Below are 25,137 nucleotides of genomic sequence, written 5' to 3' on the forward strand. Positions count from 1 at the left end.
AAGAGGGGACGCGTGGCGTTGAATCGCCCACGGATTTCCGTGGTCTGTTGCTCAGAGCGCGAGGTCGAACTCAGGCCGCCGCAGCCTCACCCGTCATCACCTGCACCGTGCGGTTGCGAAGCCGCAAGGCCAGCACGGTCGCGACGCACAGCACGCACAGCACCACCGTGAGCGTCGTGCCGAGCCCGCGTGCGTCCGACAGCATGCCGAACAGCGGCGACACCAGCCCGCCGACCGAGAGCGCGAGCCCGAGCGTGATGCCGCTGGCGGTGGCCGGGTTGCGCGGCAGGTAGTCCTGCGCGAGCGTCACCTGCGCGGCGAAGGGCAGGAACATGCTCATGCCGAGCCACGCGGTGCAGGCCAACGCCATGCCGGGCGTCGATGCGAGCACGAGGCCCGCCATGGCCGGCAGCGCGAGCAGGTAGCCGCAGCGGATCGTGCCCATGCGCCCGATGCGGTCGCCGAGCCAGCCGCCGGCCAGCGTGCCCACGGCGCCAGCCGCAGTGAAAGCGGTGAGCGCCGCGGCGCCCTGGAAGCTGGTGCCGTGCAGGTCGCGCGTGATGCGCAGCGAGAGCATCGACAGCACCGTGACGTACGGGATCGACCAGCCCACGATGGTCGCCACCAGCAGGCCGAAGGCGCGCCAGTCGTTGTGGGGCTTGAGCACCGGGGCGCCCGCCTTCGAGCCGCGCGATGCCGACGACGTGCCGGCCGCCGCACCACGCCGCACGTTCGCCGCGACCCACACCACGCCCATCGCGAGCGCGGGAATGCCGAGCAGGTAGCTGCGCGACAGGCTGCCGCCACCGACCACCGTGGCCGCCAGCACGGGCGCGAACGAGGCGCCGATGGTGCCGCCCACCGAGAACACGCTCATCGCCTTCTGCGAGGCGCCGCCGGCCGCGCGCGCGGCCACGGTGGCCGGCGGGTGGTAGGCCGCGATGCCCAGTCCGCACAGCGCGACCGCGATCCAGGTCAGCAGGTAGCTCTGGCTCAGGCCCGCCAGCACCACGCCCAGCGCCGCCACCAGGAAGCCCACCGGCACCAGCCAGGCGCGCGGGTGGCGGTCGGCGTACAGGCCGAACAGCGGCTGCACCACGCTCGACAGCCCGGTGGCCGCCAGCATCAGGCCGCTCACGGCCGTGTAGCTGTAGCCGCGCTCCAGCACCATGAGGGGCAGCAGCGCGGGCACGAGGCCCTGGTAGAGGTCGTTGACGGCATGGGTGCCGGTGAGCAGCCCGAGTCGGCGCGAGTTCATGCGATGGCTTCTTTCTTCGATGTCCGGTTGGAGAAAAAGAGGGGGAAAGCCATCGTAGGAAGACACGAAAAGATGTTCTCGCCACGAATGTGCAAACATCGTCGTGAAATGGACAAACTGAATCTGCGCCCCGAAGAAGGCGAATCGACCCCCCGCGCCGTGGCCGTGCTGGCGACCGACCCGGCCGGCGACGCCTTCATTCCGCCGCATGCGCACCGGCGCGGGCAGCTCATCCACGCGATCTCGGGCGTGATGATGGTCAGCGCCGAGCCCGGCAGCTGGGTGGTGCCGACCGGACGCGGCGTCTGGGTGCCGCCGGGCATGACGCACCAGATCCGCATGGCCGGCGAGGTGAAGATGCGCACCGTCTTCGTCGAGCCCGGCACGCGCGCCGACCTGGGGGCCGACTGCCGTGTGATCCATGTGGGCGCGCTGCTGCGTGAGCTGATCGTGGCGGCGGTCTCGCTGCCGCTCGACTACCCGCCAGGCGGGCGTGACGAGCGCGTGATGGAGCTGATCCTGGACGAGATCGAGGCCGCGCCCGCGCTGTCATTGCATGTGCCGATGCCGCGCCACGCGCGCCTGGCTGCGCTGTGCGAGGCACTCATTCGCGACCCTTCGCAGCCCGCCACGCTCGACGGTTGGGCCGAGCGGCTGCACATGAATGCGCGCACGCTGGCCCGCTTGTTCGAACGCGAGACCGGCATGACCTTCGGTGCATGGTGCCGCCAGGCGCGGCTGCTGCTGAGCCTGCCGCGGCTGGCCGCGGGCGCGTCGATCCTGGAAGTGGCGCTGGCGCACGGCTACGAGAGCCCGAGCGCCTTCACCGCGATGTTCCGCCGCACGCTCGGCGTGCCACCGAGCCAGTACCTGCAACAGAAAAAGGAGCGCTGAAACGACAAGGCGGGCGGCCCGCGAAGGCCGCCCGCCTCAAGTGGCGTGCATGGCTGCGCGCTGCCGGCTACCTGGCGTAGACCAGGTCGCGCAGCGACAGCGAAATCCAGGGCACGTAGGTGATCACCATCAGGCAGGCCAGGATCACCAGCACGAACGGGATCAGGTGCCGCACGATCCGGTCGAGCGAGATGCGCGCCACCGTACAGGCGGCGAACAGGTTCACGCCGAAGGGCGGGGTGATCATGCCCAGCGCCAGGTTCACCACCATGATCAGGCCGAAGTGCACCGGGTCGATGCCGAAATGCACCGCCACCGGCGCGAGGATCGGTGCCAGCACGATGATGGCCGCGCTCGTCTCGATGAACATGCCGATCACGAACAGTGCCGCGTTCACGCCCAGCAGGAACATCGCGGGCGACTTCAGCACCTCCTGCAGCCAGTGGCCGATGGCATCGGGCACGCCGGCGCGGGTGATCAGGAAGGCGAACAGGCCTGCGTTGGCGATGATGAACATGATCACCGCCGACGACAGCACCGACTTGCGCAGGATCGCGAACAGGTCGGTGATCTTGATCTCGCGGTAGATCACCATGCCGACGACGAGCGCGTAGAACACCGCCACCGCCGAGGCCTCGGTCGGCGTGAAGATCCCGCCGTAGATGCCGCCCAGGATGATCACCGGCATCAGCAGTGCCCAGCCGGCCTGCCACAGCGCGCGGCCGAAGGGCATGCGACCGTCGCCGTCGTTCTTGCCCCAGCCCTTCCACTTGCAGTAGACCCACACGAAGAGCATCAGCGCGAGGCTGATCAGGATGCCGGGGCCGAAGCCCGCGATGAACAGCTCGCCGATCGAGACTTCGGCGCTCACGCCGTACAGGATCATCGGGATCGAGGGCGGGATGATCACGCCCAGCTCCGCGCTCGTGGCCTGCAGCGCCGCCGCGTACGAGGTGGGGTAGCCGTGCTTGATGAGCGCCGGGATCAGGATCGCGCCGATCGCGAAGGTGGTCGCCACCGACGAGCCCGACACCGCCGCGAAGATCATGCAGGTCAGCACGCAGGTCATCGGCAGGCCGCCCTGCACGCCGCCCACGATGCTCTTGGCGAACTCCACCAGGCGGCGCGAGATGCCGCCGGTCTCCATCAGGTTGCCGGCCAGGATGAAGAACGGGATGGCCGCCAGCGGAAACTTGTTGATCGAATTGAACATCTCCTTCACGGAGATCAGCATGTTGGCGTTGGTGACCTGGATGCCCAGGATCGACGCCAGACCGATGGACACGGCCACCGAGATCGACAGTGCAAAACACAGCACCATCGTTGCAACCATCACCACACTCATTGCGCAGTCTCCAACTCAAGCCGCTTCGGATCAAGGAAATTGCCCGCAATGCCGAACAGGCAGAACACGGAGCCGACGGGCAACGCCAGGTAGGCCCAGACCATCGACAGGCTTTCGAGACCGGCCATCGACTGCACGCGCCCGCGCATGGCGTAGTCCCAGCCCCACCAGAGGATGACCAGCATCAGCACCAGCGCAGCCAGTGCCACCACGGCGTCGAGCACGCGGCGCACGCGTGGCGGGCTCCAGCGGTAGAGCACGTCGACGCTCACCATCGCGCCTTGGCGGAAGGCCATCGGGATGCCGAGGAACACCATCCAGATCAGGCTCACGCGGATCAGGATCTCGCTCCACTCGGCGGGCTGCTCGAGCACGAAGCGGGTGACGATCTGGAACACGCCCAGCGCGGAGGCGACCACCAGCATGAGGCAGGCGCCGATCATCGAGACGCCGGTGGTCCAGCGCTCGATGCCGAGGAATTTTTCTTTCATACGCAACGACTCGCGTTTCTCGAATTTCTCAGGTTTCCCAACAAAAAAAGCCCGCCAGCCAGGGGCTGCGCGGGCGTCGGCGCCGTCGGGGACAGGCGCCGGTTCATCACTTGTAGTTGCGGATCTTGTCGAGGTTGGCCTTGCCGAAGTCCTTCTCGAACTGGGCGTTCACCGGCGCGAGCGCGGCCACGAACTTGGCCTTGTCGACGTTGTCGATCACGGTCATGCCCTTGGCGCGCAGGTCGGCCACGCCCTTGGCGTCGTCCTCGTCCACGCGGGCGCGGTTGGCCTTGGCGCCTTCCTTGGCGGCGTCGATGAAGGCCTGCTTGTCGGCCGCGCTGAGCTTGTCGAAGGTGGCCTTGTTCATCACGAAGATGCAGGGCGAGTAGACGTGGCCGGTCAGCGAGAGGTGCTTTTGCACCTGGTCGAACTTGGCCGAGATGATCACCGGCAGCGGGTTCTCCTGGCCGTCGACCGTGCCCTGCTGCAGCGCCGTGAACACCTCGGGGAAGGCCATCGGCGTGGTCACGATGCCGAAGCCCTTGTAGGCGGCGATGTGCACCGGGTTTTCCATCGTGCGCATCTTCAGGCCCTTGAGGTCCTCAGGGGCCTTCACGTCGCGCTTGCTGTTGGTCATGTGGCGAAAGCCGTTCTCGGCCCATGCCAGGGCCTTGAAGCCCTTCGCATCGAACTTGGTCAGCAGGTCCTGGCCGATGGGGCCGTCGAGCACGGCGCGTGCGTGCGCCTTGTCGCGGAACAGGAAGGGCACGTCGAGGATCTTGGTCTCGGGCACGAAGTTCGGGATCGGGCCAGTCGAGGAGAACGCCAGTTCCTGGGTGCCCAGCTGCACCGCCTCGATCGACTCGCGCTCGCCGCCGAGCGCGCCGTTGTAGAAGGTCTGGACCTTGTAGCGGCCGCCGGTGCGCTTCTCGACTTCCTTCGCGAAGGTGTCGATGGCCACGCCCTGGTGCGAGTTCTGCGCCACGGAAATGCTGATCTTCATGGTCGTCTGCGCAAAAACGGCGCAGGCCATGCCCATGCCCAGCACCAGGCCAGCGGCCAGTCGGGTCAACTTCATTTGTCTGTCTCCTCGGTTGGAAAAAAGGATGCGCGAAAGAGGCCTGAGACCGGTTTCATGCAAAAGAAATGACTATGCACCAATAACCAGTTTCACCGCGTCGGGATTTTCACGGACGTAGGCGCGGATCACCGCATCGAAGCTCTCGTCGGCCGCCAGGCCCAGGGCCCGGGCGCGGGGCGTGTCGAAGCGGCCCGGCCAGGTCTTCACGATGCGGCGGATGGTGGCGTCGGGCGTGCGGTCGAGCAGGGCGGTGGCCGCCGTGCCGGCCACGCGTTCGAGCGCGGCGGCCATCTCGCCCACCGTGGTGGCGAGCGAGGGCAGGTTCAGCGCGGTGCGCGGGCCCCAGTCGGCGTCGCTCGCCTCGGCGGCGCGCACGATGCCCTCGATGGTCCGGGCCGGCGAGGCGATGGCCACGGGCGTCTCCTCGGGCACGGGGCAGGCCGCGCGCAGGCCCGCGAGCGGTTCGCGGATCATCCCGCTGAAGAAGCCCGAGGCCGCGCCGTTCGGCCGGCCGGGGCGCACGCTCACCGTCATGAGGCGCACGCTGCGCCCCTGCACGAAGCCCTTGCGCGTGTAGTCGGCCACCAGCTGTTCGCCGATGAATTTCTGGATGCCGTAGCTGGTCTGCGGCGTGGGCAGCGTGCGGTCGTCGATGAGCGCGGGCAGCGGCTGCTCGGGCGAATCGCCGAACACGGCGAGCGAGCTGGAGAACACCAGCACCGGCCGCGTGCCGAGCGCACGCAGCTTGTCGAGCAGGCCGTGCGTGGCGGCGAAGTTGCTGCGCATGCCGAGGTCGAAATCGGCCTCGCATTCGCCGCTGACGGCGGCGGCTAGGTGAAATACCGCATCGGCTTCGCGCCAGAAGGCGGCGCCGTCGTCGGCCAGCTGGGCATTGAGGTCGCCGATGGTCGCCGCGATGCGGGCGTCGGCCGCGAGGTCGGGTGGCGGCGCAGCGCGGTCGACCAGCGTGATGCGTGCGATGTCGCGGGCGGGGGCGCCGGCGAGCGACAGCCGACCCTGGGCCAGCAGGGTGCGCGCGAGGCGTGCGCCCAGGAAGCCGGCGCCGCCGGTGATGACGATGTGCATGAGGTCTTGTCTCCTTGTGCCGCGAGGATAGCGTCGGCGGGTGCCGCACAATTTGCGCATGCCCATGCTGCCTCCCGATCTCCTCGCCACGCTGCGCTTGCCTGTCCTTCAAGACACCGACCTCGACACCCAGGCTTCCTTCTTCAAGCGGCCGGAGGTCCGTGCGCTCTACTTCCAGGTGGTGGAGGGTTCGGCGAAGGACGAGGTGCTGCGCGCCGCCATCGCACAGCTCGGCGACCTGCATCCGCACCGCGCCGCCTTGCTGGCGGTGTTCTGCGGCGCGCTGGTGGAAAACGGCGCCGACCCGCAGCTCATGTTCGATGCCGTGCGGCAACTGGCGGGGCGCCTGCTGGCGTCGCTGGCGCCGTATTGCGCGGCGCAGCCCTACGAACCCGACGAGGACGACGACGAACCGCAGGACCAGGAAGAACTCGCCGCCTGGCAGGCCGCCGAGGTCGCGCTCGCGTCGCTGTCGCCGCAGGCGCGCTTCGAGGTCGATGCGCTCCAGCGCGCGGTCGATCTGCTGGTGTTGCCGCTCATGACGATGGTGGTGCGCGATGTGCGCAATCACCAGTCGCTGCTGGCGGACGAAGCCCTGCTCGCGCACATCGAGGCCATGTATGCCAACGACTCGCTGCCTTTCGAGGCGCTGCACTTCCTGCGCGCGGCGGCCCAGCTGTCGTACGAGGACGAGCTGGTGGTCCTGCTGCCGGCGTCGCGCGCGGGCATGGTCGTTCGCGCCCAGGGCATCAACAACAACTTCCACGCGTTCTCGCTGCTGCAGGACCTGATGGAAACGCACGCCCAGACGCTGGGCATCCGGCAGCCGCCGCGTGCGCGCCGCGACGAGGACAGCGATTCAGCCTCCTTTCTCTGGCTGCAGGCGACGGCCTTCGCCAAGGGCGAGCTGGTGGACCGCATGGCATGGTCCTGGGGCGAGGGCACGCTGCGCGAGAACGCGCGCAAGCAGGGGCGTCTGGTGCTCGTTGCGCTGGAAACGGACGACAAGCCCGCCCGCGGCTGGAACGGGTTCACCCACGTGCTGCATGCCGAGCAGAACCCGCAGGTGTCGCTGGTGCACTTCCTCACGCCCGACGAGGTCACTGCGTACCTCGACTGAAGCCCCATGAAAAAAGCCCTCCGGAGAGGGCTTCCAGGGCGTTGCCTGAGAACGCGGGCGTGTCTTACATGCCCACGTAGTTCGGACCGCCGCCGCCTTCGGGCGTGACCCACACGATGTTCTGCGTCGGGTCCTTGATGTCGCAGGTCTTGCAGTGCACGCAGTTCTGCGCGTTGATCTGCAGGCGCTCCTTGCCGGCATTGGCTTCGTCGGGCACGAACTCGTACACGCCCGCCGGGCAGTAGCGGCTCTCGGGGCCCGCGAACTTCGAGAGGTTGACGTTGACCGGCACCGACGCGTCCTTCAGCGTCAGGTGGGCCGGCTGGTGCTCCTCATGGTTCGTGTTGCTGATGAACACGCTCGACAGGCGGTCGAAGGTGAGCTTGCCGTCCGGCTTCGGATAGACGATGGGCTTGCACTCGGCGGCCGGCTTCAGGTACTGGTGGTCGGGCTTGTTGCGGCGCAGGGTCCATGGGATGTGGCCCTTGAGCAGCCATTGCTCGACGCCGTTCATGACGGTCGCGATGCCCAGGCCCTTCTTGAACCAGGCCTTGAAGTTGCGTGCCTTGTTCAGCTCGGTGTAGAGCCAGCTCTTTTCGAACGCGGCCGGGTAGGCCGTGAGTTCGTCGTGCTGGCGGCCGGCCATGACGGCGTCGAACGCGGCCTCGGCGCACAGCATGCCGGTCTTGATGGCGGCGTGGCTGCCCTTGATGCGGCTCACGTTGAGGTAGCCGGCCTCGCAGCCGACCAGCGCACCGCCCGGGAACACCGTCTTGGGCAGCGACATCAGGCCGCCGGCCGTGATCGCGCGCGCGCCGTAGCCGATGCGCTTGGCGGGCTTGATGCCCTTGGCTTCGTCGCCTTCGAGGTACCAGCGGATGTTGGGGTGCAGCTTCCAGCGCTGCATTTCCTCGAACGGGCTCAGGTACGGGTTGCTGTAGTCCAGGCCGGTGATGAAGCCCATCGTGACCTTGTTGTCCTCCATGTGATAGAGGAACGCGCCGCCGTAGGTGTTGTTGTCCATCGGCCAGCCGGCCGTGTGCAACACGAAGCCGGGCTGGTGGCGCTTGGGGTCGATTTCCCAGACTTCCTTGACGCCCAGGCCGTAGGTCTGCGGGTCCTTGCCGGCGTCGAGCTTGAATTTGGCGATGAGCTGGCGGCCCAAGTGGCCGCGCGCGCCCTCGGCGAACACCGTGTACTTGCCCAGCAGCTCCATGCCGAGCTGGAAGTTCTCGGTGGGCTCGCCGTCCTTGCCGACGCCCATGTTGCCGGTGGCCACGCCGCGCACCGAGCCGTTCTCGTTGTAGAGCACTTCGGCGGCCGGGAAGCCGGGGAAGATTTCCACGCCGAGGTTCTCGGCCTGCTGTGCCAGCCACTTGGTGAAGGCGCCCAGGCTGATGATGTAGTTGCCGTGGTTCTGGAAGCAGGCCGGCAGGAAGGCGTTGGGCGTGCGCAGGCCGGACTTTTCGCCCAGGAACACCATGGCGTCGTCGGTGACGGGCTGGTTCAGCGGGGCGCCGAGTTCCTGCCAGTCGGGCAGCAGTTCGTTGAGCGCGCGCGGGTCCATGATGGCGCCCGACAGGATGTGCGCGCCCGGCTCGGAACCCTTCTCGAGCACGACGACGGAGATCTCTTTCTCCTGCTGGGCGGCGAGCTGCTTCAGGCGGATCGCGGTCGAGAGGCCGGCGGGGCCGCCGCCGACCACGACCACGTCGTATTCCATGGCTTCGCGAGGGCCGAACTGGGCGAGGATTTCGTCGTGCGTCATGTGGGTTGGGTCGATAATGATTTTTCGAGGCGCGGGGGCTTCCCGGTTCGCGAAACATTTTATGCGGCGTCCGGTGGGGGCCTTGTCGCCAGCGGGCGGGGGGCGCCATGCCGGGCCTTTGCGTCACCTGCGTGACTCCACAGGATTGTGTTCATGGCTTACAGCATCGATCTCTCCGGCCGCGTGGCCTTCGTCACCGGCGCCTCCAGCGGTCTGGGCGCCCAGTTCGCGAAAACGCTGGCCCGTGCCGGCGCTGCCGTGGTGCTGGCCAGCCGCCGCGTCGAGAAGCTCAAGGAACTGCGTGCACGCATCGAAGGCGAGGGCGGCGACGCCCACGTGGTCGAGCTCGACGTGACCGACTTCGGCAGCATCAAGGCCGCCGTGGCGCGCGCCGAGACCGAGGTGGGCCCCATCGACATCCTCGTCAACAACTCGGGTGTGAGCGCCACGCAGCGCCTGCAGGACGTCACGCCCGACGACTACGACTACATCTTCGACACCAACGTGAAGGGCTCCTTCTTCGTCGCGCAAGAGGTCGGCAAGCGCATGCTGGCGCGCGCGCAGGGCACGGCGCCGGGCACCTACATCGGCGGGCGCATCATCAACATCGCCTCGGCCGCGGCGCTGAAGGTCATGCCGCAGATCGGCACCTACTGCATGAGCAAGATCGCCGTCGTGCAGATGACCAAGGCCATGGCCCTCGAGTGGGGCCGTTTCGGCATCAACGTGAACGCGCTGTGCCCGGGCTACATCACGACCGAGCTCAACGAGGAGCACTGGAGCACCGAGGGCGGCGCCAAGCTGGTCAACATGCTGCCGCGCAAGCGCGTGGGCAAGCCCGAAGACCTCGACGGCCTGATCGTGCTGCTGGCCAGCGGCCAGAGCCATTTCGTGAACGGTGCGGTCATCGCCGCCGACGACGGGTTCGCGCTCTGAGCCCCCGGGCCTGGATCGGCATTGCCGCCGGCCTCGGCGCCGGCGCGCTCTGGGGCCTGGTGTTCGTGGCGCCGCGCATGGTCGGCCACTTCGGCATGGTCGACATCACGGCGGCGCGCTTCGCGGTGTTCGGCGCGGTGTCCGCGCTGGCGGTGTTCGCACGGCCTGCGGCCGTGCGCTGGCCCACGGGCCCGCAGGCGCTGGCGGCGCTCGGCCTCAGCGTGCTGGGCTTCAGCGGCTACTACCTGCTGCTGGCCTTCGGCATCCAGGCCGCGGGCACCGAGGTGCCCAGCCTCATCATCGGCACCATTCCCGTCTGGATGATGTTGCTGGGCCGACCTGCCGGCCTGCACATGCGGGCCTTGCTGCCCGGCCTGCTGCTCACCGGCGCGGGCATCGCGCTGATGATCTGGGGCGCGTGGTCGGCGCAGCACGGCGCGGGCGGTGGCGGCGGCGCGCGCTTCGGCTGGGGCATTGCGCTGGCGCTGTGTTCGATGGTGAGCTGGACGGTCTACGGCCTGCTCAACGCCGCCTGGCTGCAGCGGCACCGCGAGGTGCATGCGGCCGACTGGGCCAACTGGCTCGGCATCGCGACCGGCCTCGGCGCCTTGCTGCTGTGGGCGGTGGCGGGCAGCGATGTCGCGACGCTGCAGTCACAGCCCGACGGCATGCTGTTCATCTGGATCGCCTTGGCGGGCGGCTTCGGCTCGTCGTGGCTCGCGACCATCCTGTGGAACGTGGCGAGCCAGCGCCTCTCGGCGAGCTTGTGCGGCCAGCTGATCGTGAGCGAGACGCTGTTCGCCTTGCTCTATTCCTTCCTCTGGGATGGCCGCTGGCCGCAGGCCACCGAATGGGTGGCTGCCTTGCTGTTCGTCCTGGGCATCCTCGCATCCATCAAGGCCCACCGATGAGAATCGAAATCCCCGAAAAGAAGAAGCTCGTGTATGAGATGTCGATCCCCATCCGCTGGGGCGACATGGACGCCATGGGTCACCTCAACAACGGCACCTACTTCCGCTACCTCGAGACCGCGCGCATCGACTGGATCCGCTCGCTGGGCGTCGAGCCCACGCCGGGCGGCGAGGGCATGGTGATCGTCAACGCCTTCTGCAACTTCTACCGGCAGATCGAGTACCCGGGCAACGTGCGGATCAAGATGTACGTGAGCGATCCGGGCCGCACCACCTTCGAGAGCTGGGCCACCATGGTCCGCGAGGACGCGCCCGACCTGATCTGCGCCGCCGGCGGCGCCACCACCATCTGGGTCGACTTCCCGAAGCAGAAGGCGCTGGCGCTGCCCGACTGGCTGCGCGAGATCGTCAGCGATTGAAGACGCGCTGACGAAAAAAGCTCAGGCCGGCTGCAGCACGATGCGCGCCTCGAAGCCGCGCGCCGCGCCGGGCGGCGGCGAGGCCAGTTCCAGCGTCGCGTGGTGCTTCTCGACGATGGTGCCCACGATCGACATGCCCAGGCCGTAGCCGGCGCGGTCCGAGCCGTGGCGCACATGGCGCTTGCGCAGCGTCTGCAGCTGCTCGGCGCTGACACCCGGACCGGCATCGCGCACCGCAAGCACGCACGGCGCCGCGACCTCGATCGTCACGCGGCCGTCGCCGCTGTAGCGCAGCGCGTTCTCCACCAGGTTGCGCAGCGCGATCGCCAGCGCATCGACGTCGCCGAAGGCCACGGGCGCCGTGCTGTCGGGCACCTTGAGCTTCAGACGTTCGTTGATCTGCGGGTCTTGCCAGAACTCCTGCGCCACCGTGCCCGCCAGCTGCACCAGGTCGACGCGCGCCCGCGCGAGCGAGGCGCCCGACTCCGCGCGCGACAGCTGCAGCAGTTTTTCCGCGCGATGGCTGAGCATCTGCAGCGCCTGCAGCGCGCCTTCGACGTCGGTGCGCTTGAGGTCGTGGTCGAGCGCGGTCTGCAGCCGCAGCCGCGCGGCGGCCAGCGGCGTGCGCAGCTCGTGCGCGGCGTTGGCGGCCAGCGCGCGTTCCACGTCGAGCGACTGCGACAGCCGCTCCAGCAGGCGGTTGACATCGTCGCCCACCGCGCGCAGTTCCTGCGGCAGGCCGGGCAGGGTGATCGGGCGCAGGTCGGCGCCGTTGCGCTTCTCGATCTCGGCGGCCAGCTGCTGCAGCACGCGCAGCTCGGTGCGCGCCACGCGGCGCAGCACCAGCGCCAGCAGCGGCAGCACGGCGCCGAGCGGGATGATCAGGCCGAACAGCGTGCGGTTCAACGCGCGGCGGCGCTCGTCGAGCGGGTCGGCCACCTGGAAGTACAGCCCCAGCGTCGGGTGCCGCACGGTGTAGATGCGCCAGGTCTGGTTGTTGGCGAAGCCGGCGGCCAGCGGCACGTCGAAGGCGTCGTCGGGGGCTTCGGCCGAGCGCAGCAGCACGTGCTCGTGCACGTCGACCACCTGGTACATCACGGCGTCTTCGGAAAAGAGCTGCTTGGGCGCGATCAGCGGCGTGTCCTGGTTGCCGTTCTCGTGATGAAGGCGCAGCTTCTCGAGCTCCTGCACGGCCATGTCGAACATGCGATGCGACACCTCCACCAGTTCGTTGTCGAAGTTGTGGTTGATCTCGCGGTCCACATACCAGACCACGGCGAAGACGCACACCAGCCACACGCCGCCGACCCACAGGATCAGCGTGCGGGTGAGCCGGCCGGCGAGCGAGTCGCGGCGGTCGCGCAGCAACGAGCCGCTCATCATTCCTCGTCGTCCGCCGAGAACGACAGCCGGTAGCCCAGGCCGCGCAGCGTCTGGATGTGGCTGCGCCCCAGCTTGCGCCGCAGGCGGCTGATGAACACCTCGAGCGTGTTGCTGTCGGCCTCGTCGCCGAAGCCGTAGAGCGCATCGGCCAGGTTGTCGCGCGTGTGGATGCGCTCGGGCCGCGTGGCCATCACGCGCAGCAGGGCCCACTCCTTCTGCGTGAGCACGACGGGCGTGCCGTCCTTGCGCACGCGGTCGTGGGCGAGGTCGATTTCGAGCGTGCCCAGCTGCAGCACCGGCGACGTGTTGGCACTGCGCCGGCGTTCCACGGCACGCAGCCGCGCGAGCAACTCGGCGGGGTCGTAGGGCTTGATGAGGTAGTCGTCGGCGCCCGCATCGAGACCGCGGATGCGGTCGGTGACCTGGTCGCGCGCCGTGAGCACGATCACGATGGGCGGCTCGCGCAGTGCGCGCACCTGCGGCAGCAGCGAGAGACCGTCGCCGTCGCCCAGGTGCAGGTCGAGCAGCACCGCCGCGTACTGCACCGAGAGCAGGGCGCCGCGCGCTTCGGAGAGGCTGGGGGCCACGTCGACGACGAACGCCTTGGCGACGAGGTAGCTGCAGACCGCGTCTGCCAACGAACTGTCATCTTCGACCAGCAAGATTCGCACGCGGTGGCCCTTACAAAAACTCGAAGTCTAGCGCCGCCCCCTGGCCGGATCGGCGCGTCAGGAATCGTTCAGGTCGCTTCAGACTGGGTTCATCCCGCGTGCGTAGGCTCGCGCCAGTCTGTTCCGAGGCCTGTTTTTCTTCATGACCCGTCGTACCGCGAACCTCCGTCTCGGAGCCCTGACCTTGCTTGCCCTGGCCTTGTTGATGACCTGGGACGCCCTTGGCGGCGACCTGCCGCTGGCCCGCCTGGCAGGCACACCGATGGGCTTTCCCTGGCGCGAGAACCCCTTCCTGGTCCACGTGATGCACGAGGGTGCGCGCAACCTGAGCTGGCTGCTGGTGGCCGGGCTGTTCGCGGCCATCCGCTGGCCCGTGGGCGTGCTGCGGCGGCTCGACATGCCCACGCGGGCGCGCCTGGCGCTGACCGTGCTGGCGTCGGTGGTGGCCGTCAGCCTGCTCAAGCACGCGAGCGCCACGAGCTGCCCGTGGGACCTGCAGGAGTTCGGCGGCGTCGCGCGCCATGTGTCGCACTGGGCATGGGGCGTGAGCGACGGCGGCCCGGGCGGCTGCTTCCCGGCGGGCCATGCGTCGGCCGCCTTCGCCTACCTCGGCGGGTACTTCGTGCTGCGGCGCGTCGCACCACGCGCGGCTGCGATCTGGCTGGGCGTGACGCTCGCTGCCGGGTTGGTGCTGGGCCTCACGCAGCAGATGCGCGGCGCCCACTACATGAGCCACACGCTGTGGACCGCCTGGATCTGCTGGACCGTCGGTTTTCTCATCGACCTGGTGGCCACGCGCCGCCGGCCTTCCCTTCCTCACGAGCGCCCCGCGCCCCTGCATGCAAGCCCTTGATTTCGCCCTGTTCAGCTGGGTCAACGCCTCGGCGTCGGCGCCGGCGTGGAGCATCCGGTTCGCGATGTTCGCATCCGACGTGCTGCCGACGCTGCTGGCGCTGTCGATCGCGGCCGCGGCGGCCGTCGACCGCCGCTGGCGCCATGCCTTCTTCACGGCGCTGGTCAGCGTGCTCGTGGTGTGGCTGGTGGTGAATACCTTCCGCTCGCTGCTGCCATTCCCGCGGCCTGCGTTCTACGGACTGGGCATCCAGTGGGTGCCACAGGGCGTGCGGCCGGGCTTTCCCAGCCTGCATGCGGCCGGCACCTTTGCCGCCGCCTTCTCGCTGTGGTGCCTGCCGTGGCGTACGCCCATGCGGCTCGCGCTGCTGGCGGCGGTGGTGGTGGCCTGGAGCCGGCTGTACCTGGGCCTGCATTTCCCCACCGACGTGACGGCCGCCGCGATCCTGGCGGCATTGGTCTCGATCGTGGTGGAGCGCGGCATCAGCCGTCCGGCCGGCCGCGCGGTGTCGCGCAGCCCGCGCCTTCGGCTGCTGCGCCGCGCGCGCATCGGCCGAGCCTGAATGCGCTCTGAATGAACTGTTCAGGCTCTCTTCAGGCGCGCTGCCTACATTGGCCGCATGTCTGTTTCGCGTCTCGAATCCGCGCTGGTAGCGCGCGCCACCAACCGCTCTGAATCCAGTCCCGCGCCGCTGGCGGATTCAGGCGCTGCGGGCACTCTCTGGCAACGCATCGACCGCTGGATCTCGCAGCCCCGCTCGACCCGGCAGGTGATCGTCTGGCTGAGCCTGTACCTGGGCCTCACGACCAACTGGCCGCTGCTGAACGACCTGGCCCGCCTGGGCGGTGCGCCCAGCACCTACCTGCCGACCGTCTTCGGGCTGGGGATGTTCACCTTGTGCGGCACCGTCGCGATGCTGTCGCTCACGGCCTGGTCGCGCTGGATGAAGCCGCTGTGGCTGCTCGTGGTCGTGATCGCCGCGGTGGCGCAGCACTACATGCTCCAGTACCGCGTGGTGATGGACCCGAGCATGATCGCGAACGCGTTCCAGACCGACCCCAACGAAGCGCGCGACCTTCTGAGCTGGCGCATGGCCCTCAACGTCTCCCTGGTGGTGCTGCCGGCGGCCTGGGCGATCTGGCGCGTGCGCATCGTGCCGATGGGGCTGCTGTCGCACTTCTGGCGCAACGCATTGCTGCTGGCGCTGGCCGCCGTCGTGGCGGTGGTCACGGGCGTGGCCATGAACCGGCAGCTGGCGCCGCTGATGCGCAACAACGTGCACCTGCGCTACATGATGAACCCGATCGCCAGCCTGTACTCGGCCGGCGCCGTGGTGCTCAAGCCGATGTTCAAGCGCAGCGGCAAGCTGATCCCGATCACCGCCGGCACCGCGCTGGGCCCGAGCTACGCGGCGCAGAAGCGGCCGCCGCTGTTCGTGGTGGTGGTGGGCGAGACCGCGCGCTCCGATCACTTCGGACTGAACGGCTATGCCCGCGACACCACGCCCGAGCTCGCCAAGCGCGACGTGCTGAGCTACCGCGAGGTGCGCTCGTGCGGTACCAACACGCTGGCCTCGGTGCCCTGCATGTTCTCGGCCTTGGGCAAGAGCGGCTACGAGTCGCGCAAGAACGAGTACGAGAACCTGATGGACGTGCTGCAGGCCTCGGGCCTGGCGGTGTTCTGGCTCGACAACCAGGCCGGCTGCAAGGGCGTGTGCGCGCGCATCCCGAACGCCTCGGCCTTCGACGGCCTCGACGCCGCCACCAAGAAGGCGCTGTGCGATGGCGAGGAGTGCCTGGACAACGTGATGCTCAAGGGCCTCGACGAACGCATTGCCGCGCTGCCCGCCGAGCGCCGCGCCAAGGGCGTGGTGCTGGTGATGCACCAGATGGGCAGCCACGGACCGGCCTACTACAAGCGCTCGGCGCCCGAGCTGAAGCGCTTCACGCCCGAATGCAAGACCAACGCGCTGGCCGAATGCGCGCATGCCGAGCTGATGAACGTCTACGACAACTCGATCGCCCAGACCGACCATTTCCTCGGCCAGACCATCGACTGGCTCAAGACCCAGTCGAAGCAGTACGACCCGGCGCTGCTCTACGTGAGCGACCACGGCGAGTCGCTGGGCGAATACGGGCTGTTCCTGCATGGCGTGCCGTACAGCTTCGCGCCCGATGCGCAAAAGCACGTGCCCATGGTCACGTGGTTCGGCGACGGCATGAGCGAGCGCCGCAAGCTCTCGCGTTCGTGCATGGAAGCGGGGCTGGATGCGCCGCTCACGCACGACAACCTGTACCACACGGTGCTGGGCCTGATGGACGTGACCACGCCCACCTACAAGCCGGCGCTCGACGCGCTGGCCTCGTGCCGCGGCAAGGCCTGAGCCTGCTGCCGGTAGCCGCGCCTTCTTCTCTTCTTACTTCTTCTCGCGCGGCAGCCGGCCCATCAGGAAGAACTCCGGGTTCGGCTGCATGCCGCTGAAGCTGGCCAGCCGGTTGCTCAGCCCGAAGAAGGCGGTGATGGCCGCGATGTCCCAGATGTCTTCGTCGTCGAAGCCGTGCGCGTGCAGCGGCGCGAAGTCGCGGTCTTCGATGGCGTGCGAGTTCTCGCAGACCTTCATCGCGAAGTCGAGCATCGCGCGCTGGCGCTGCGTGATGTCGGCCTTGCGGTAGTTCACCGCCACCTGGTCGGCCACCAGGGGCTTCTTCTCGTAGATGCGCAGCAGCGCGCCGTGCGCCACCACGCAGTACAGGCACTGGTTGGCCGCGCTGGTGACGGTGACGATCATCTCGCGGTCGCCCTTGGTGAGCGAACCTTCCTCCTTGAGCATCAGCGCGTCGTGGTACGCGAAGAAGGCGCGCCATTCGGCGGGACGGCGCGCAAGGCCGAGGAACACGTTCGGCACGAAGCCGGCCTTTTCCTGCACGGCGAGGATCGCGGTGCGGATGTCGTCGGGCAGGTCCTTGAGTTCGGCGAGGGGGTAGCGAGCGGTGGTCATCTCTTTGTCTCCTGGGGATCGGTCCCGGGATCATAGGCAACGGCGTGCGGGTCTGCTGCGAGCACCGCCAGATCGCTCTCGTCCTTCAGCGCCACGCCGCTCAGCCCCCGGCGCACCGATTCACGCACCAGCCACGCGAGCTTGAAGGCGGCCAGCGTGTACGACAGCCCCTCGGGCCGTACGTTCGAAATGCAGTTGCGCTCGGCGTCGTGCCGGCCGCGCCGTGGCGCGTGGGTCAGGTAGATGCCGAGGCTGTCGGGCGAGCTGAGGCCCGGGCGTTCGCCGATCAGCATGACCGACAGCGCCGCGCCGGCCGCTGCGCCCAGTTCGTCGGCCAGCGCGACGCGCGCCTGGGTGGCGATGAACACGGGCGACAGGCGAATGCCGGTCGGCAGTTGCGTACGCAGGGCCGCGAGCAGCGGCACCGCGTGGCGCGCGACGGCCAGCGAGGAGAGGCCGTCGCCGATCACGAGGCAGAGGTCGCAGCCACCCGCGGGCCGATCATCGCGCAGGCGCGCGGCGTCTTCGGCGTCGAGCTGGCGACCCAGGTCAGGGCGGCGCAGGTAGGTGGTGCGGTCGGGGGCGCGGCTGCGCACGCGATTCACATCCCACTGCTCCGCGCGCAGTGCGGCGTCGAGCGCATCGACATCGAGCGCCGCGTGGATCGCGTCGCGCGCCATCGCGTGGGCCCAGCCGAAGCGCAACGTCTCGTCGGTGGGCATGCCGGCACCAGCGCGACCCAACGCGAGCCGTGCGGGTGTGGCGGCGCGCCATTGCGTCCAGGGATTGGGCGTGACCGGTGAATCGCTCATGGCGCCAGTGCGGACAGCCCGCCCATGTCGTTCAGCAGCCGGTTGGCCGATGGCGGCGCGAGTCGTCCGGCGGTGTCGGTGATCTGCATGCGTTGCAGCCAGGCCTCGAATTCGGGTGCGCGCTTCAGGCCCAGCGTCTCGCGCAGGAAGAGGGCGTCGTGGAACGAGGTGCTCTGGTAGTTGAGCATCACGTCGTCCGCGCCCGGAACGCCCATGATGAAGTTGATGCCCGCCGTGCCCAGCAGCACGAGCAGGTTGTCCATGTCGTCCTGGTCGGCCTCGGCGTGGTTGGTGTAGCAGATGTCGCAGCCGATGGGCAGCCCGAGCAGCTTGCCGCTGAAGTGGTCTTCGAGCCCGGCGCGGATGATCTGCTTGCCGTCGTACAGGTACTCGGGGCCGATGAAGCCGACGACGGTGTTGATGAGCAGCGGCTGGTAGCGCCGCGCGAGCGCATAGGCGCGCACCTCGCAGGTCTGCTGGTCGACGCCGAAGTTGGCATTGGCCGAGAGCGCGCTGCCCTGGCCGGTCTCGAAGTACATGAGGTTGTGGCCGACGGTGCCGCGCGCAAGCGACTGCGCGGCGGCGTGGGCCTCGTCGAGCAGCGCGGGCGTCACGCCGAACGACAGGTTCGCCTGCTCGGTGCCCGCGATCGACTGGAACACGAGGTCCACCGGCGCGCCGGCTTCAGCCAGCTTCAGCGTGTTCGTCACGTGCGTGAGCACGCAGCTCTGCGTGGGGATCTCGAAGCGCTGGATGACTTCGTCGAGCATGTGCAGCAAGCGCCCCAGCACGGGCAGGCTGTCGGACACGGGGTTGATGCCGATCACCGCGTCGCCCGCGCCGTAGAGCAGGCCGTCCAGCGTGGAGGCGGCCACGCCGCGCAGGTCGTCGGTGGGGTGGTTGGGTTGCAGGCGCACCGCCAGGTGGCCGGGCAGGCCGAGGGTGTTGCGAAAGCGCGTGACCACGCAGCACTTCTTCGCCACCGCCACGAGGTCCTGGTTGCGCATGAGCTTGGACACCGCCGCGACCATCTCGGGCGTGAGGCCCGGCGCCAGTGCGGTGAGTGCGTCGGTGGTGGCCTGCCCGGAGAGCAGCCAGTTGCGGAAGTCGCCGACCGTGAGGTGCGCGACCGGCGCGAAGGCCTGCGCGTCATGCGTGTCGATGATGAGCCGCGTGATGTTGTCCTGCTCGTAGGGAATCAGCGCTTCGTTCAGGAACTGCTTGAGCGGCGTGTCGGCCAGCACGTGGCGCGCCGCCATGCGCTGCTGCGCGGTGGCCGCGCCCAGGCCCGCGAGGTAGTCGCCCGAGCGCGCAGGGCTGGCGCAGGCCAGCACCTGCCGCAGGTCGTCGAAGGCGAACACCTGCGCGGCGATGGTGGTGCGGTAGGGCATCGTGTCGTGGGAGGGTTTCAGGGCGTGGAAGACAGCATCTCGTCCGGTGCGGCGGCGTCGCGCTGCGCCGAGGTGAGCAGGAAGTAGCCGTAGGCGGCCGCCATCAGTACGAGGAAGAGCGCCGTGAGCATGGTGTTGAACCAGACCATCGCGCCCAGGCACACCAGGCCGAGGCCGAGCGCGACGGCCGGGAACACGGGATAGAAGGGCGCGCGGTAGGTGCGCAGCAGGTTCGGCTCGTTGCGGCGCAGCTTGAACAGCGCGGCCATCGAAACCAGGTACATCACGATCGCGCCGAGCACGGCCATCGTGACGATGTTGGCCGTGAGCGTCTGGCCGCCGAACTGAATCCACTCGTCGCTGAAGATGGCGACGATGCCCACCACGCCGCCGGCCAGCAGCGCGCGATGCGGCGTGTCGAAGCGCGGGCTCAGGCCGGCGAAGTAGCGCGGCAGGTAGCCGGCGCGCGCGAGCGCGAAGATCTGGCGCGAGTAGCCCATGAGGATGCCGTGGAAGGAGGCGATCAGCCCGAACAGGCCGATCCACACCAGCATGTGCAGCCAGCCGCTGTCGCCGCCCACCACCGCTTTCATGGCCTGTGGCAGCGGGTCGTTGATGTTGGCGAGCTGGCGCCAGTCGCCCACGCCGCCCGCGAAGATCATCACGCCGAAGGCCAGCAGCACCAGCGTGACGATGCCGGTGGTGTAGGCCAGCGGAATGGTGCGGTGCGGGTCGCGCGCCTCTTCGGCAGCCATGGCCGCGCCCTCGATGGCCAGGAAGAACCAGATCGCAAACGGGATCGACGCGAAGATGCCCGACACCGCCGCGCCGTTCAGCACATTGCCGCCGGCCCATCCGTTGGCCACGAAGTTCGCCATCGACCAACCCGGTGCGACCACGCCCATGAACACCAGCAGCTCGAAGATCGCGAGCACCGTGACGAACAGCTCGAACGCTGCCGCGATGCCGATGCCGATCCAGTTGAGCCCGATGAAGATCACGTACGCGCTCACCGCGAACCACTTCGGGTTGATGCCCGGGAACTGCACGTTGAGGTAGGCGCCGATGGCCAGCGCGATGGCCGGTGGCGCGAAGACGAACTCGATCAGCGTCGCGAAGCCCGCCACGAAACCGCCGCGCGGACCGAAGGCGCGCCGTGCATAGGCAAAGGGGCCGCCAGCGTGCGGGATGGCGGTCGAGAGCTCGGTGAAGCTGAAGATGAAGGTGGTGTACATCGTGGCCACCAGCACCGTGGCGACCAGGAAGCCGAGCGTGCCGGCCGTGTTCCAGCCGTAGCTCCAACCAAAGTACTCACCCGAGATGACGAGGCCGACGGCAATGCCCCACAACTGGACGGGACCGAGGACTTTCTTGAGATGGCCGGTGCCGGCAACAGGGGCCGGCGAAGCGTCGCTGGAGCGCATGGGGGCTTCCTCTCTTTGCGGATGGTGACAGTGCGTCAGTCCCGAAGCAAGGGCCGTTCCATCGGATACATCGGCGTACAGGCGGCTTCACGGGGGCTGTCCATAATCGGCAGCTTTTCAACCACCGAGGTGTTTCGTGAAGTCTTATGTCTGTGCCGCGCTCGTGTCCGTCTTTGCCATTCCCGCAGCCTTTGCGCAATCCGCCGCGGTCACCACGCCCAGCGGCCTGATCTACCAGTCGCTCAAGGAAGGCACCGGCGCCTCGCCGGCCGCCACCGACGTGGTCAAGGTGCACTACCGCGGCACCTTCCCCGACAGCGGCAAGGAGTTCGACAGCTCGTACAAGCGCGGCGAGCCGACCGAGTTCCCGCTCAACGGCGTGATCCCATGCTGGACCGAAGGCGTGCAGAAGATGAAGCCGGGCGGCAAGGCCAAGCTGACCTGCCCGGCATCGATCGCCTATGGCGCGCGCGGCGCGGGCAACGGCCTGATCCCGCCGAATGCCACGCTGAATTTCGAAGTCGAGCTGGTCTCGGTCACGAAGCGCTGAGGCTTCGCGAGGCTCAACCTGGCTGGTACTGGTACAGCCAGGTCTCCGTCAACGTCTGGTCGCCGTTCTTCAGGTACAGCCGCATGTCGACCGGCTCCGTGCCTTCGGGCGTGAAGTCGAACTGGGCGCGCCAGTGGCCCGGCACGCCGTTGGGCACGGCCTCGGCGAAGACGTAGGAGAACTTGCCGCGCGATGCGGTGAGCACCAGTTCGGGCTTCACACCGAAGCGCACCGTGGTGAGCGGCTGTCCGATGAACTCCACCATGAACTTGCGCACGCCCTGCGGGCGCGGCTGGCCCGGCTGGCCGCCGCGGCCGATGCGCGTGGCCACGCAGCGCGCGAGCGGCGACGGAAAGGGTTCCTGGTCGGTCCAGTGCAGCCGGTACTGCAGGCTGTAGCTCGCGCCGGCCTTGGCATCGGCCTTGGGCACCCAGAAGGCGACGGTGTTGTCGTGGATCTCGTCGTCGGTCGGGATCTCGATGAGCTGCACCGAGCCTTCGCCCCAGTCGCCCAGCGGCTCGATCCACAGGCTCGGGCGCTTCTCGTAGTTCACGCCGTCCTGGTAGTGGTCGAAGTTGCGGTCGCGCTGCAGCAGGCCGAAGCCGCGCGGCTTCGTGTCGGCGAACGCGGAGGCGCGTGTCTGCGTGGGGTTGTTCAGCGGGCGCCAGATGCGCTCGCCCGCGCCATTCCAGATCGCGAGGCCATCGGAGTCGTGCACCTCGGGGCGCCAGTCGATGGCGGTGGGCTTGGTGGTTTCGGAGTACCAGTACATCGACGTGAGCGGCACCAGGCCCAGGCGCGAGACATCGCGGCGCAGGAAGATGCGCGCATCGATGTCCATGAGGACGGCCTTGCCGCGCTGCATGACGAACTTGAACACGCCCGTGACGCTCGGCCCTTCGAGCAGCGCATAGACCGTCATCGAGGTGGTGTTGCCCGCGGCGGGTGTCTCGAAATAGAAGCGGGTGAAGTTCGGGAACTCCTCGGGCTTGTCGGGCACCGCCACGTCGAGCGCGATGCCGCGCGCCGACAGGCCGTACTGGTACAGCTCGCCGATGGCGCGGAAGTACGAGGCGCCGAGAAAGGCGACCCAGTCGTTTTTCTGCCAGTCGAGCTTGCCCTGGTCGCCCAGGCGGCTTTCCTGCAGGCGAAAGCCCGCGAAGCCGGCGCCTTCGGGCAGCGAGCGCGCCGGGCTGTCGGCGGGCATCGAGAAGTACGAGGGGCTGTAGAGCACCTCGCGCGCGAAGCTGTCGCCGCCGGCGTTTTCCAGCACATGCATGCGCACCGGGGTCTGGAAGAAGCGGCCGAGGTGAAAGAACGTCACCGGAAAGGCGCCGGGTCCGTCGCGGAAGAGGGCGTTGGCGGGGTCGAAGCGGATCTTGCCGTGCGCGTCGTAGTCGATGCGCTCCAGCACCTGCGGCGCCAGCGGCGCGGCGGCGGTGTAGGGGCGGGCGGCCAGGCGCTTGGCCTGCGCGACGAGCGCATCGAAAGAGAAGGGCGCCGGCTGGCTCAGTTGCAGGCCGTTGGCGGCCAGCGCCTCTTCGGGCAGTCCCAGGGCGGCGAGTGCGGCGGCGGCACTGCCGGCGGCGAGGAAGGATCGGCGATCAAGCATGTGTTCTTGAGGGGGCGAAAGCCTTTGGAGGAGAAGGGGAAAGAAGGACCGGGTGGCGGCGGGGAAAACGTCGAGCATGCCCCGAGCGGCAGGGTACGGCGCGTCAGCCATTCCGCGCAAACAGGGCCGGACAAGGCCCCGCGTCGTGCGACGGCAGCGGGTGCAGATCGGACGCTTTCCGACGCATCGCCGGGTATTCTCGCGCCATCGAAAGTGCCTGGAGACAACAAGATGTACACGGAACAAGGCGGCGAAGGCCGCGATCTGCTGGTGCTGCTGCACGGCATGGGCGCGACAGGCGCGGTGTGGTCGCCGCTGTGTGCGCAAGCCGGGGCGCGATGGCAGGGCCGTTGGCTCGCGCTCGATCTGCCCGGACACGGCGCATCGGACCGGCAGGCGTCCTACGTCATCGGCCAGCACGCGGCCACGGTGGCGCGCGCGGTGCTGCCGCATCTGGAGCCTGAAGGCCGCCTTGTGGTGCTCGGCCATTCGCTGGGCGGCGTGATCGGCCTGGCCCTGGCGACCGGGTGGTTCGGCGTCGTGCCGCACCGCGTGTTCGCAGCCGGCATCAAGGTCGCGTGGAGCGATGACGAGGTCCGTCGCATGGAGATGCTGGCAACGCAGCCCGCCAAGCGTTTCGCAACGGAAGACGAGGCGCGGGATCGCTACCTGAAGGTGTCCGGCCTGGCGGGAATCGCCGATGTGGCGTCGCCTGTCGTGGCGCGCGGCGTTGCGCACGAGAACGAGGGCTGGCGCCTCGCGATGGACCCGCGCGCGAATGCGGTAGGCAAGCCGCCGCTGTCCGAGTTGGTGGCCCTGGCGCGCTGCCCGGTTCACCTGGGCCAGGGGCGCCACGATGCATTGGTCACCCTCGAGCAGACCCGCTCTCTCGATCCCGAGGCCCGCGACCTGGGGCCGCATGGCCACAACGTGATGGTCGAGGCGCCCGTAGCCGTGTGGGACTGGATGGACTCGCTCAGCTGAGCCGGTCGTCGGCGCGGCGGATCGGCACCGTCACCCGCGCCTCGACCGCGCGCGCCCGCAACTGGCCGCAGCCGCCATCGACGTCCTGGCCGGCCGAGTAGCGCAGCTTCGTCAGGATGCCGCGCGCGTGCAGCGTGCGGGCCATCTGCTCGCAGCGTTCGCGCGACGGGCGCCCGAAGGCCACGCCGTCCACCGTGTTGAACGGGATCATGTTCAGCACGCCGTATTTGCCGGACAGCAGCCGCACGATGCCCTCGATTTCCTCGGGCCCGTCGTTCACGCCTTCGAGCAAGGTCCATTGGTACTGGATCGGGTAGCCGGTGGCGCGGGCATAGCGCTCGCCTGCGTCGATGAGTGCTTCGGGCGTCAGGTTCGGCGCGCGCGGCAGGAGCTTGCGGCGCAGCTCGGCGTCGGTCGTGTGCAGCGAGAGCGCCAGCGCGGGCCGCACGCGCGCCTGCAGCAGCCGCTCGAACACGCGCGGATCGCCCACGGTGGAGAACACCAGGTTCTTGTGGCCGATGTTGCCCACCGTGCCGAGCAGCTCGATGGCCTCGATCACGTTGTCCAGGTTGTGGGCCGGTTCGCCCATGCCCATGAACACCACCTTGCGCACCGGCCGGCGCAGACGTGCAAGCGCCACCTGCGCAATGATCTCCGCGCTTTCGACCTGGCGCAGCAGGCCGTCGCGGCCCGTCATGCAGAACTGGCAACCGACCGCGCAGCCGACCTGCGACGAGACACACAGTCCATCGCGCGGCAGCAGCACGCTCTCGACGGTCTGGCCGTCGGCCAGCGCGACGAGCAACCGCTCGGAGCCGTCCGCGCCGGGATGGATGGCATGGATGCGTGCCAGGCCCGCCAGCTCGGCCTCGATGGCCGGCAGCACCTCCATCAGCGACGACGGGAAGAACGTGGCCGGCAGGCGCCGACCGCTGTTGCGCGGCAGCGCATGCGACCACAGCCGCAGGATGCGCTGCTCGTGGCTGGGGCCGGCCCCGGCCTCGCGGAGTCGTCGTTTCAGTTCGTGGATTCGCATGCGCGCGTGGGGCAAAAGGGGCTCAGAAGGTGTGAATGAATCCGGCGTGGCCGAGCAGCCCGCGCAGGCGCGCCCCCTCAAGGCGCAAAGCGCAGTCATAGCTCGGGCTATGGC

Annotated in this window: 24 protein-coding genes; 10 read left to right on the forward strand and 14 right to left on the reverse strand. The window is 68.6% G+C overall.

Going from position 1 to position 25,137, the window contains the following annotated elements; all coding sequences use genetic code 11:
- Positions 1 to 70 precede the first annotated feature (70 nt).
- Positions 71 to 1,258, reverse strand: coding sequence for an MFS transporter (locus D3H34_RS06350; protein ID WP_119552593.1), 1,188 nt, complete (start codon positions 1,256 to 1,258; stop codon positions 71 to 73).
- A gap of 108 nt (positions 1,259 to 1,366) precedes the next feature.
- On the opposite strand from D3H34_RS06350, the gene D3H34_RS06355 reads away from it, so the two are divergent.
- Positions 1,367 to 2,152 (forward strand): AraC family transcriptional regulator, encoded by a 786-nt coding sequence (locus D3H34_RS06355; RefSeq protein ID WP_119552594.1) that lies wholly within the window; start codon positions 1,367 to 1,369, stop codon positions 2,150 to 2,152.
- 67 nt (positions 2,153 to 2,219) lie between these two features.
- Here the strand turns inward: D3H34_RS06355 and D3H34_RS06360 are convergent, their stop codons facing one another.
- The 4 genes from D3H34_RS06360 to denD all read right to left on the reverse strand — a co-directional run bounded on the left by D3H34_RS06360 (position 2,220) and on the right by denD (position 6,155).
- Positions 2,220 to 3,497, reverse strand: coding sequence for a TRAP transporter large permease (locus D3H34_RS06360; protein ID WP_119552595.1), 1,278 nt, complete (start codon positions 3,495 to 3,497; stop codon positions 2,220 to 2,222).
- Positions 3,494 to 3,988 (reverse strand): TRAP transporter small permease, encoded by a 495-nt coding sequence (locus D3H34_RS06365; RefSeq protein WP_119552596.1) that lies wholly within the window; start codon positions 3,986 to 3,988, stop codon positions 3,494 to 3,496. Before D3H34_RS06365 ends, D3H34_RS06360 begins: the two co-directional genes overlap by 4 nt.
- A 106-nt stretch (positions 3,989 to 4,094) precedes the next feature.
- Positions 4,095 to 5,066, reverse strand: coding sequence for a TRAP transporter substrate-binding protein (locus D3H34_RS06370; protein WP_119552597.1), 972 nt, complete (start codon positions 5,064 to 5,066; stop codon positions 4,095 to 4,097).
- A 72-nt stretch (positions 5,067 to 5,138) separates the two neighbouring features.
- The gene (gene denD / locus D3H34_RS06375) at positions 5,139 to 6,155 is read right to left on the reverse strand and encodes a D-erythronate dehydrogenase (RefSeq protein WP_119552598.1); all 1,017 of its coding nucleotides are present in this window, start codon (positions 6,153 to 6,155) and stop codon (positions 5,139 to 5,141) included.
- Positions 6,156 to 6,213: 58 nt separating this feature from the next.
- Between denD and D3H34_RS06380 the strand changes: the two genes are divergently transcribed.
- On the forward strand, positions 6,214 to 7,275 hold the full coding sequence (locus D3H34_RS06380; protein WP_119552599.1) for a hypothetical protein: 1,062 nt from the start codon (positions 6,214 to 6,216) through the stop codon (positions 7,273 to 7,275).
- Positions 7,276 to 7,339: 64 nt separating this feature from the next.
- Here the strand turns inward: D3H34_RS06380 and D3H34_RS06385 are convergent, their stop codons facing one another.
- A complete protein-coding gene (locus D3H34_RS06385) occupies positions 7,340 to 9,043 on the reverse strand; it encodes an electron transfer flavoprotein-ubiquinone oxidoreductase (protein WP_119552600.1) in 1,704 nt (567 codons plus the stop codon).
- 153 nt (positions 9,044 to 9,196) lie between these two features.
- Here D3H34_RS06385 and D3H34_RS06390 point away from each other — a divergent pair, with 153 nt between their 5' ends.
- From D3H34_RS06390 to D3H34_RS06400, 3 genes are all read left to right on the forward strand, one after another.
- On the forward strand, positions 9,197 to 9,979 hold the full coding sequence (locus D3H34_RS06390; protein ID WP_119552601.1) for an SDR family oxidoreductase: 783 nt from the start codon (positions 9,197 to 9,199) through the stop codon (positions 9,977 to 9,979).
- Between the two features lie 77 nt (positions 9,980 to 10,056).
- Positions 10,057 to 10,890, forward strand: coding sequence for a DMT family transporter (locus D3H34_RS06395; RefSeq protein ID WP_286185483.1), 834 nt, complete (start codon positions 10,057 to 10,059; stop codon positions 10,888 to 10,890).
- The gene (locus D3H34_RS06400; protein WP_119552603.1) at positions 10,887 to 11,309 is read left to right on the forward strand and encodes an acyl-CoA thioesterase; all 423 of its coding nucleotides are present in this window, start codon (positions 10,887 to 10,889) and stop codon (positions 11,307 to 11,309) included. Before D3H34_RS06395 ends, D3H34_RS06400 begins: the two co-directional genes overlap by 4 nt.
- Positions 11,310 to 11,330: 21 nt before the next feature.
- Here D3H34_RS06400 and D3H34_RS06405 read toward each other — a convergent pair whose 3' ends face one another.
- Complete coding sequence (locus tag D3H34_RS06405; RefSeq protein ID WP_119552604.1) at positions 11,331 to 12,689, reverse strand: sensor histidine kinase; 1,359 nt, start codon at positions 12,687 to 12,689, stop codon at positions 11,331 to 11,333.
- Positions 12,689 to 13,363: a response regulator gene (locus D3H34_RS06410; RefSeq protein WP_119552605.1), complete on the reverse strand. Its 675-nt coding sequence runs from the start codon at positions 13,361 to 13,363 to the stop codon at positions 12,689 to 12,691. The genes D3H34_RS06405 and D3H34_RS06410 overlap by 1 nt, the downstream gene beginning before the upstream one ends.
- Positions 13,364 to 13,505: 142 nt before the next feature.
- Between D3H34_RS06410 and D3H34_RS06415 the strand changes: the two genes are divergently transcribed.
- From D3H34_RS06415 to D3H34_RS06425, 3 genes are read left to right on the forward strand one after another with little or no spacing between them, the layout of a single operon-like run.
- Positions 13,506 to 14,216, forward strand: coding sequence for a phosphatase PAP2 family protein (locus tag D3H34_RS06415; RefSeq protein WP_119552606.1), 711 nt, complete (start codon positions 13,506 to 13,508; stop codon positions 14,214 to 14,216).
- On the forward strand, positions 14,203 to 14,778 hold the full coding sequence (locus D3H34_RS06420; RefSeq protein ID WP_119552607.1) for a phosphatase PAP2 family protein: 576 nt from the start codon (positions 14,203 to 14,205) through the stop codon (positions 14,776 to 14,778). The genes D3H34_RS06415 and D3H34_RS06420 overlap by 14 nt, the downstream gene beginning before the upstream one ends.
- A 57-nt stretch (positions 14,779 to 14,835) precedes the next feature.
- Positions 14,836 to 16,599, forward strand: a complete 1,764-nt coding sequence (locus D3H34_RS06425; RefSeq protein ID WP_119552608.1) for a phosphoethanolamine transferase — start codon at positions 14,836 to 14,838, stop codon at positions 16,597 to 16,599.
- Between the two features lie 33 nt (positions 16,600 to 16,632).
- On the opposite strand, the gene D3H34_RS06430 is transcribed toward D3H34_RS06425, so the two are convergent.
- From D3H34_RS06430 to eat, 4 genes are read right to left on the reverse strand one after another with little or no spacing between them, the layout of a single operon-like run.
- Positions 16,633 to 17,214, reverse strand: coding sequence for a peroxidase-related enzyme (locus D3H34_RS06430; RefSeq protein ID WP_119552609.1), 582 nt, complete (start codon positions 17,212 to 17,214; stop codon positions 16,633 to 16,635).
- The gene (eutC, locus tag D3H34_RS06435) at positions 17,211 to 18,026 is read right to left on the reverse strand and encodes an ethanolamine ammonia-lyase subunit EutC (protein WP_119552610.1); all 816 of its coding nucleotides are present in this window, start codon (positions 18,024 to 18,026) and stop codon (positions 17,211 to 17,213) included. The genes D3H34_RS06430 and eutC overlap by 4 nt, the downstream gene beginning before the upstream one ends.
- Positions 18,023 to 19,417 carry an ethanolamine ammonia-lyase subunit EutB gene (locus D3H34_RS06440; RefSeq protein ID WP_119552611.1) on the reverse strand — a complete coding sequence of 465 codons (1,395 nt, stop codon included), beginning with the start codon at positions 19,415 to 19,417 and terminating at the stop codon, positions 18,023 to 18,025. The genes eutC and D3H34_RS06440 overlap by 4 nt, the downstream gene beginning before the upstream one ends.
- 17 nt (positions 19,418 to 19,434) lie before the next feature.
- Positions 19,435 to 20,841 carry an ethanolamine permease gene (eat, locus tag D3H34_RS06445; protein ID WP_119552612.1) on the reverse strand — a complete coding sequence of 469 codons (1,407 nt, stop codon included), beginning with the start codon at positions 20,839 to 20,841 and terminating at the stop codon, positions 19,435 to 19,437.
- 136 nt (positions 20,842 to 20,977) lie between these two features.
- Here eat and D3H34_RS06450 point away from each other — a divergent pair, with 136 nt between their 5' ends.
- Positions 20,978 to 21,391, forward strand: a complete 414-nt coding sequence (locus D3H34_RS06450; protein WP_119552613.1) for an FKBP-type peptidyl-prolyl cis-trans isomerase — start codon at positions 20,978 to 20,980, stop codon at positions 21,389 to 21,391.
- Between the two features lie 13 nt (positions 21,392 to 21,404).
- Here D3H34_RS06450 and D3H34_RS06455 read toward each other — a convergent pair whose 3' ends face one another.
- Entirely contained in the window at positions 21,405 to 23,003 is a 1,599-nt protein-coding gene (locus D3H34_RS06455) for an OpgD/OpgG family glucan biosynthesis protein (protein ID WP_119552614.1), read from the reverse strand.
- A gap of 231 nt (positions 23,004 to 23,234) precedes the next feature.
- Between D3H34_RS06455 and D3H34_RS06460 the strand changes: the two genes are divergently transcribed.
- Entirely contained in the window at positions 23,235 to 23,987 is a 753-nt protein-coding gene (locus D3H34_RS06460; protein ID WP_119552615.1) for an alpha/beta fold hydrolase, read from the forward strand.
- Here D3H34_RS06460 and D3H34_RS06465 read toward each other — a convergent pair.
- Positions 23,980 to 25,023, reverse strand: a complete 1,044-nt coding sequence (locus D3H34_RS06465) for an RNA methyltransferase (RefSeq protein ID WP_119552616.1) — start codon at positions 25,021 to 25,023, stop codon at positions 23,980 to 23,982. The genes D3H34_RS06460 and D3H34_RS06465 overlap by 8 nt on opposite strands.
- Between the last annotated feature and the right edge of the window lie 114 nt (positions 25,024 to 25,137).

It is taken from the genome of Acidovorax cavernicola (assembly GCF_003581445.1).

What these genes read in the sequence shown, in the direction of transcription:
- D3H34_RS06350 (WP_119552593.1), bottom strand. Translation starts at nt 1,258, where the DNA reads ATGAACTCGCGCCGACTCGGGCTGCTCACCGGCACCCATGCCGTCAAC.
- D3H34_RS06355 (WP_119552594.1), top strand. Translation starts at nt 1,367, where the DNA reads ATGGACAAACTGAATCTGCGCCCCGAAGAAGGCGAATCGACCCCCCGC.
- D3H34_RS06360 (WP_119552595.1), bottom strand. Translation starts at nt 3,497, where the DNA reads ATGAGTGTGGTGATGGTTGCAACGATGGTGCTGTGTTTTGCACTGTCG.
- D3H34_RS06365 (WP_119552596.1), bottom strand. Translation starts at nt 3,988, where the DNA reads ATGAAAGAAAAATTCCTCGGCATCGAGCGCTGGACCACCGGCGTCTCG.
- D3H34_RS06370 (WP_119552597.1), bottom strand. Translation starts at nt 5,066, where the DNA reads ATGAAGTTGACCCGACTGGCCGCTGGCCTGGTGCTGGGCATGGGCATG.
- denD (WP_119552598.1), bottom strand. Translation starts at nt 6,155, where the DNA reads ATGCACATCGTCATCACCGGCGGCGCCGGCTTCCTGGGCGCACGCCTC.
- D3H34_RS06380 (WP_119552599.1), top strand. Translation starts at nt 6,214, where the DNA reads ATGCCCATGCTGCCTCCCGATCTCCTCGCCACGCTGCGCTTGCCTGTC.
- D3H34_RS06385 (WP_119552600.1), bottom strand. Translation starts at nt 9,043, where the DNA reads ATGACGCACGACGAAATCCTCGCCCAGTTCGGCCCTCGCGAAGCCATG.
- D3H34_RS06390 (WP_119552601.1), top strand. Translation starts at nt 9,197, where the DNA reads ATGGCTTACAGCATCGATCTCTCCGGCCGCGTGGCCTTCGTCACCGGC.
- D3H34_RS06395 (WP_286185483.1), top strand. Translation starts at nt 10,057, where the DNA reads ATGGTCGGCCACTTCGGCATGGTCGACATCACGGCGGCGCGCTTCGCG.
- D3H34_RS06400 (WP_119552603.1), top strand. Translation starts at nt 10,887, where the DNA reads ATGAGAATCGAAATCCCCGAAAAGAAGAAGCTCGTGTATGAGATGTCG.
- D3H34_RS06405 (WP_119552604.1), bottom strand. Translation starts at nt 12,689, where the DNA reads ATGAGCGGCTCGTTGCTGCGCGACCGCCGCGACTCGCTCGCCGGCCGG.
- D3H34_RS06415 (WP_119552606.1), top strand. Translation starts at nt 13,506, where the DNA reads ATGACCCGTCGTACCGCGAACCTCCGTCTCGGAGCCCTGACCTTGCTT.
- D3H34_RS06420 (WP_119552607.1), top strand. Translation starts at nt 14,203, where the DNA reads ATGCAAGCCCTTGATTTCGCCCTGTTCAGCTGGGTCAACGCCTCGGCG.
- D3H34_RS06425 (WP_119552608.1), top strand. Translation starts at nt 14,836, where the DNA reads ATGTCTGTTTCGCGTCTCGAATCCGCGCTGGTAGCGCGCGCCACCAAC.
- D3H34_RS06430 (WP_119552609.1), bottom strand. Translation starts at nt 17,214, where the DNA reads ATGACCACCGCTCGCTACCCCCTCGCCGAACTCAAGGACCTGCCCGAC.
- eutC (WP_119552610.1), bottom strand. Translation starts at nt 18,026, where the DNA reads ATGAGCGATTCACCGGTCACGCCCAATCCCTGGACGCAATGGCGCGCC.
- D3H34_RS06440 (WP_119552611.1), bottom strand. Translation starts at nt 19,417, where the DNA reads ATGCCCTACCGCACCACCATCGCCGCGCAGGTGTTCGCCTTCGACGAC.
- eat (WP_119552612.1), bottom strand. Translation starts at nt 20,841, where the DNA reads ATGCGCTCCAGCGACGCTTCGCCGGCCCCTGTTGCCGGCACCGGCCAT.
- D3H34_RS06455 (WP_119552614.1), bottom strand. Translation starts at nt 23,003, where the DNA reads ATGCTTGATCGCCGATCCTTCCTCGCCGCCGGCAGTGCCGCCGCCGCA.
- D3H34_RS06460 (WP_119552615.1), top strand. Translation starts at nt 23,235, where the DNA reads ATGTACACGGAACAAGGCGGCGAAGGCCGCGATCTGCTGGTGCTGCTG.
- D3H34_RS06465 (WP_119552616.1), bottom strand. Translation starts at nt 25,023, where the DNA reads ATGCGAATCCACGAACTGAAACGACGACTCCGCGAGGCCGGGGCCGGC.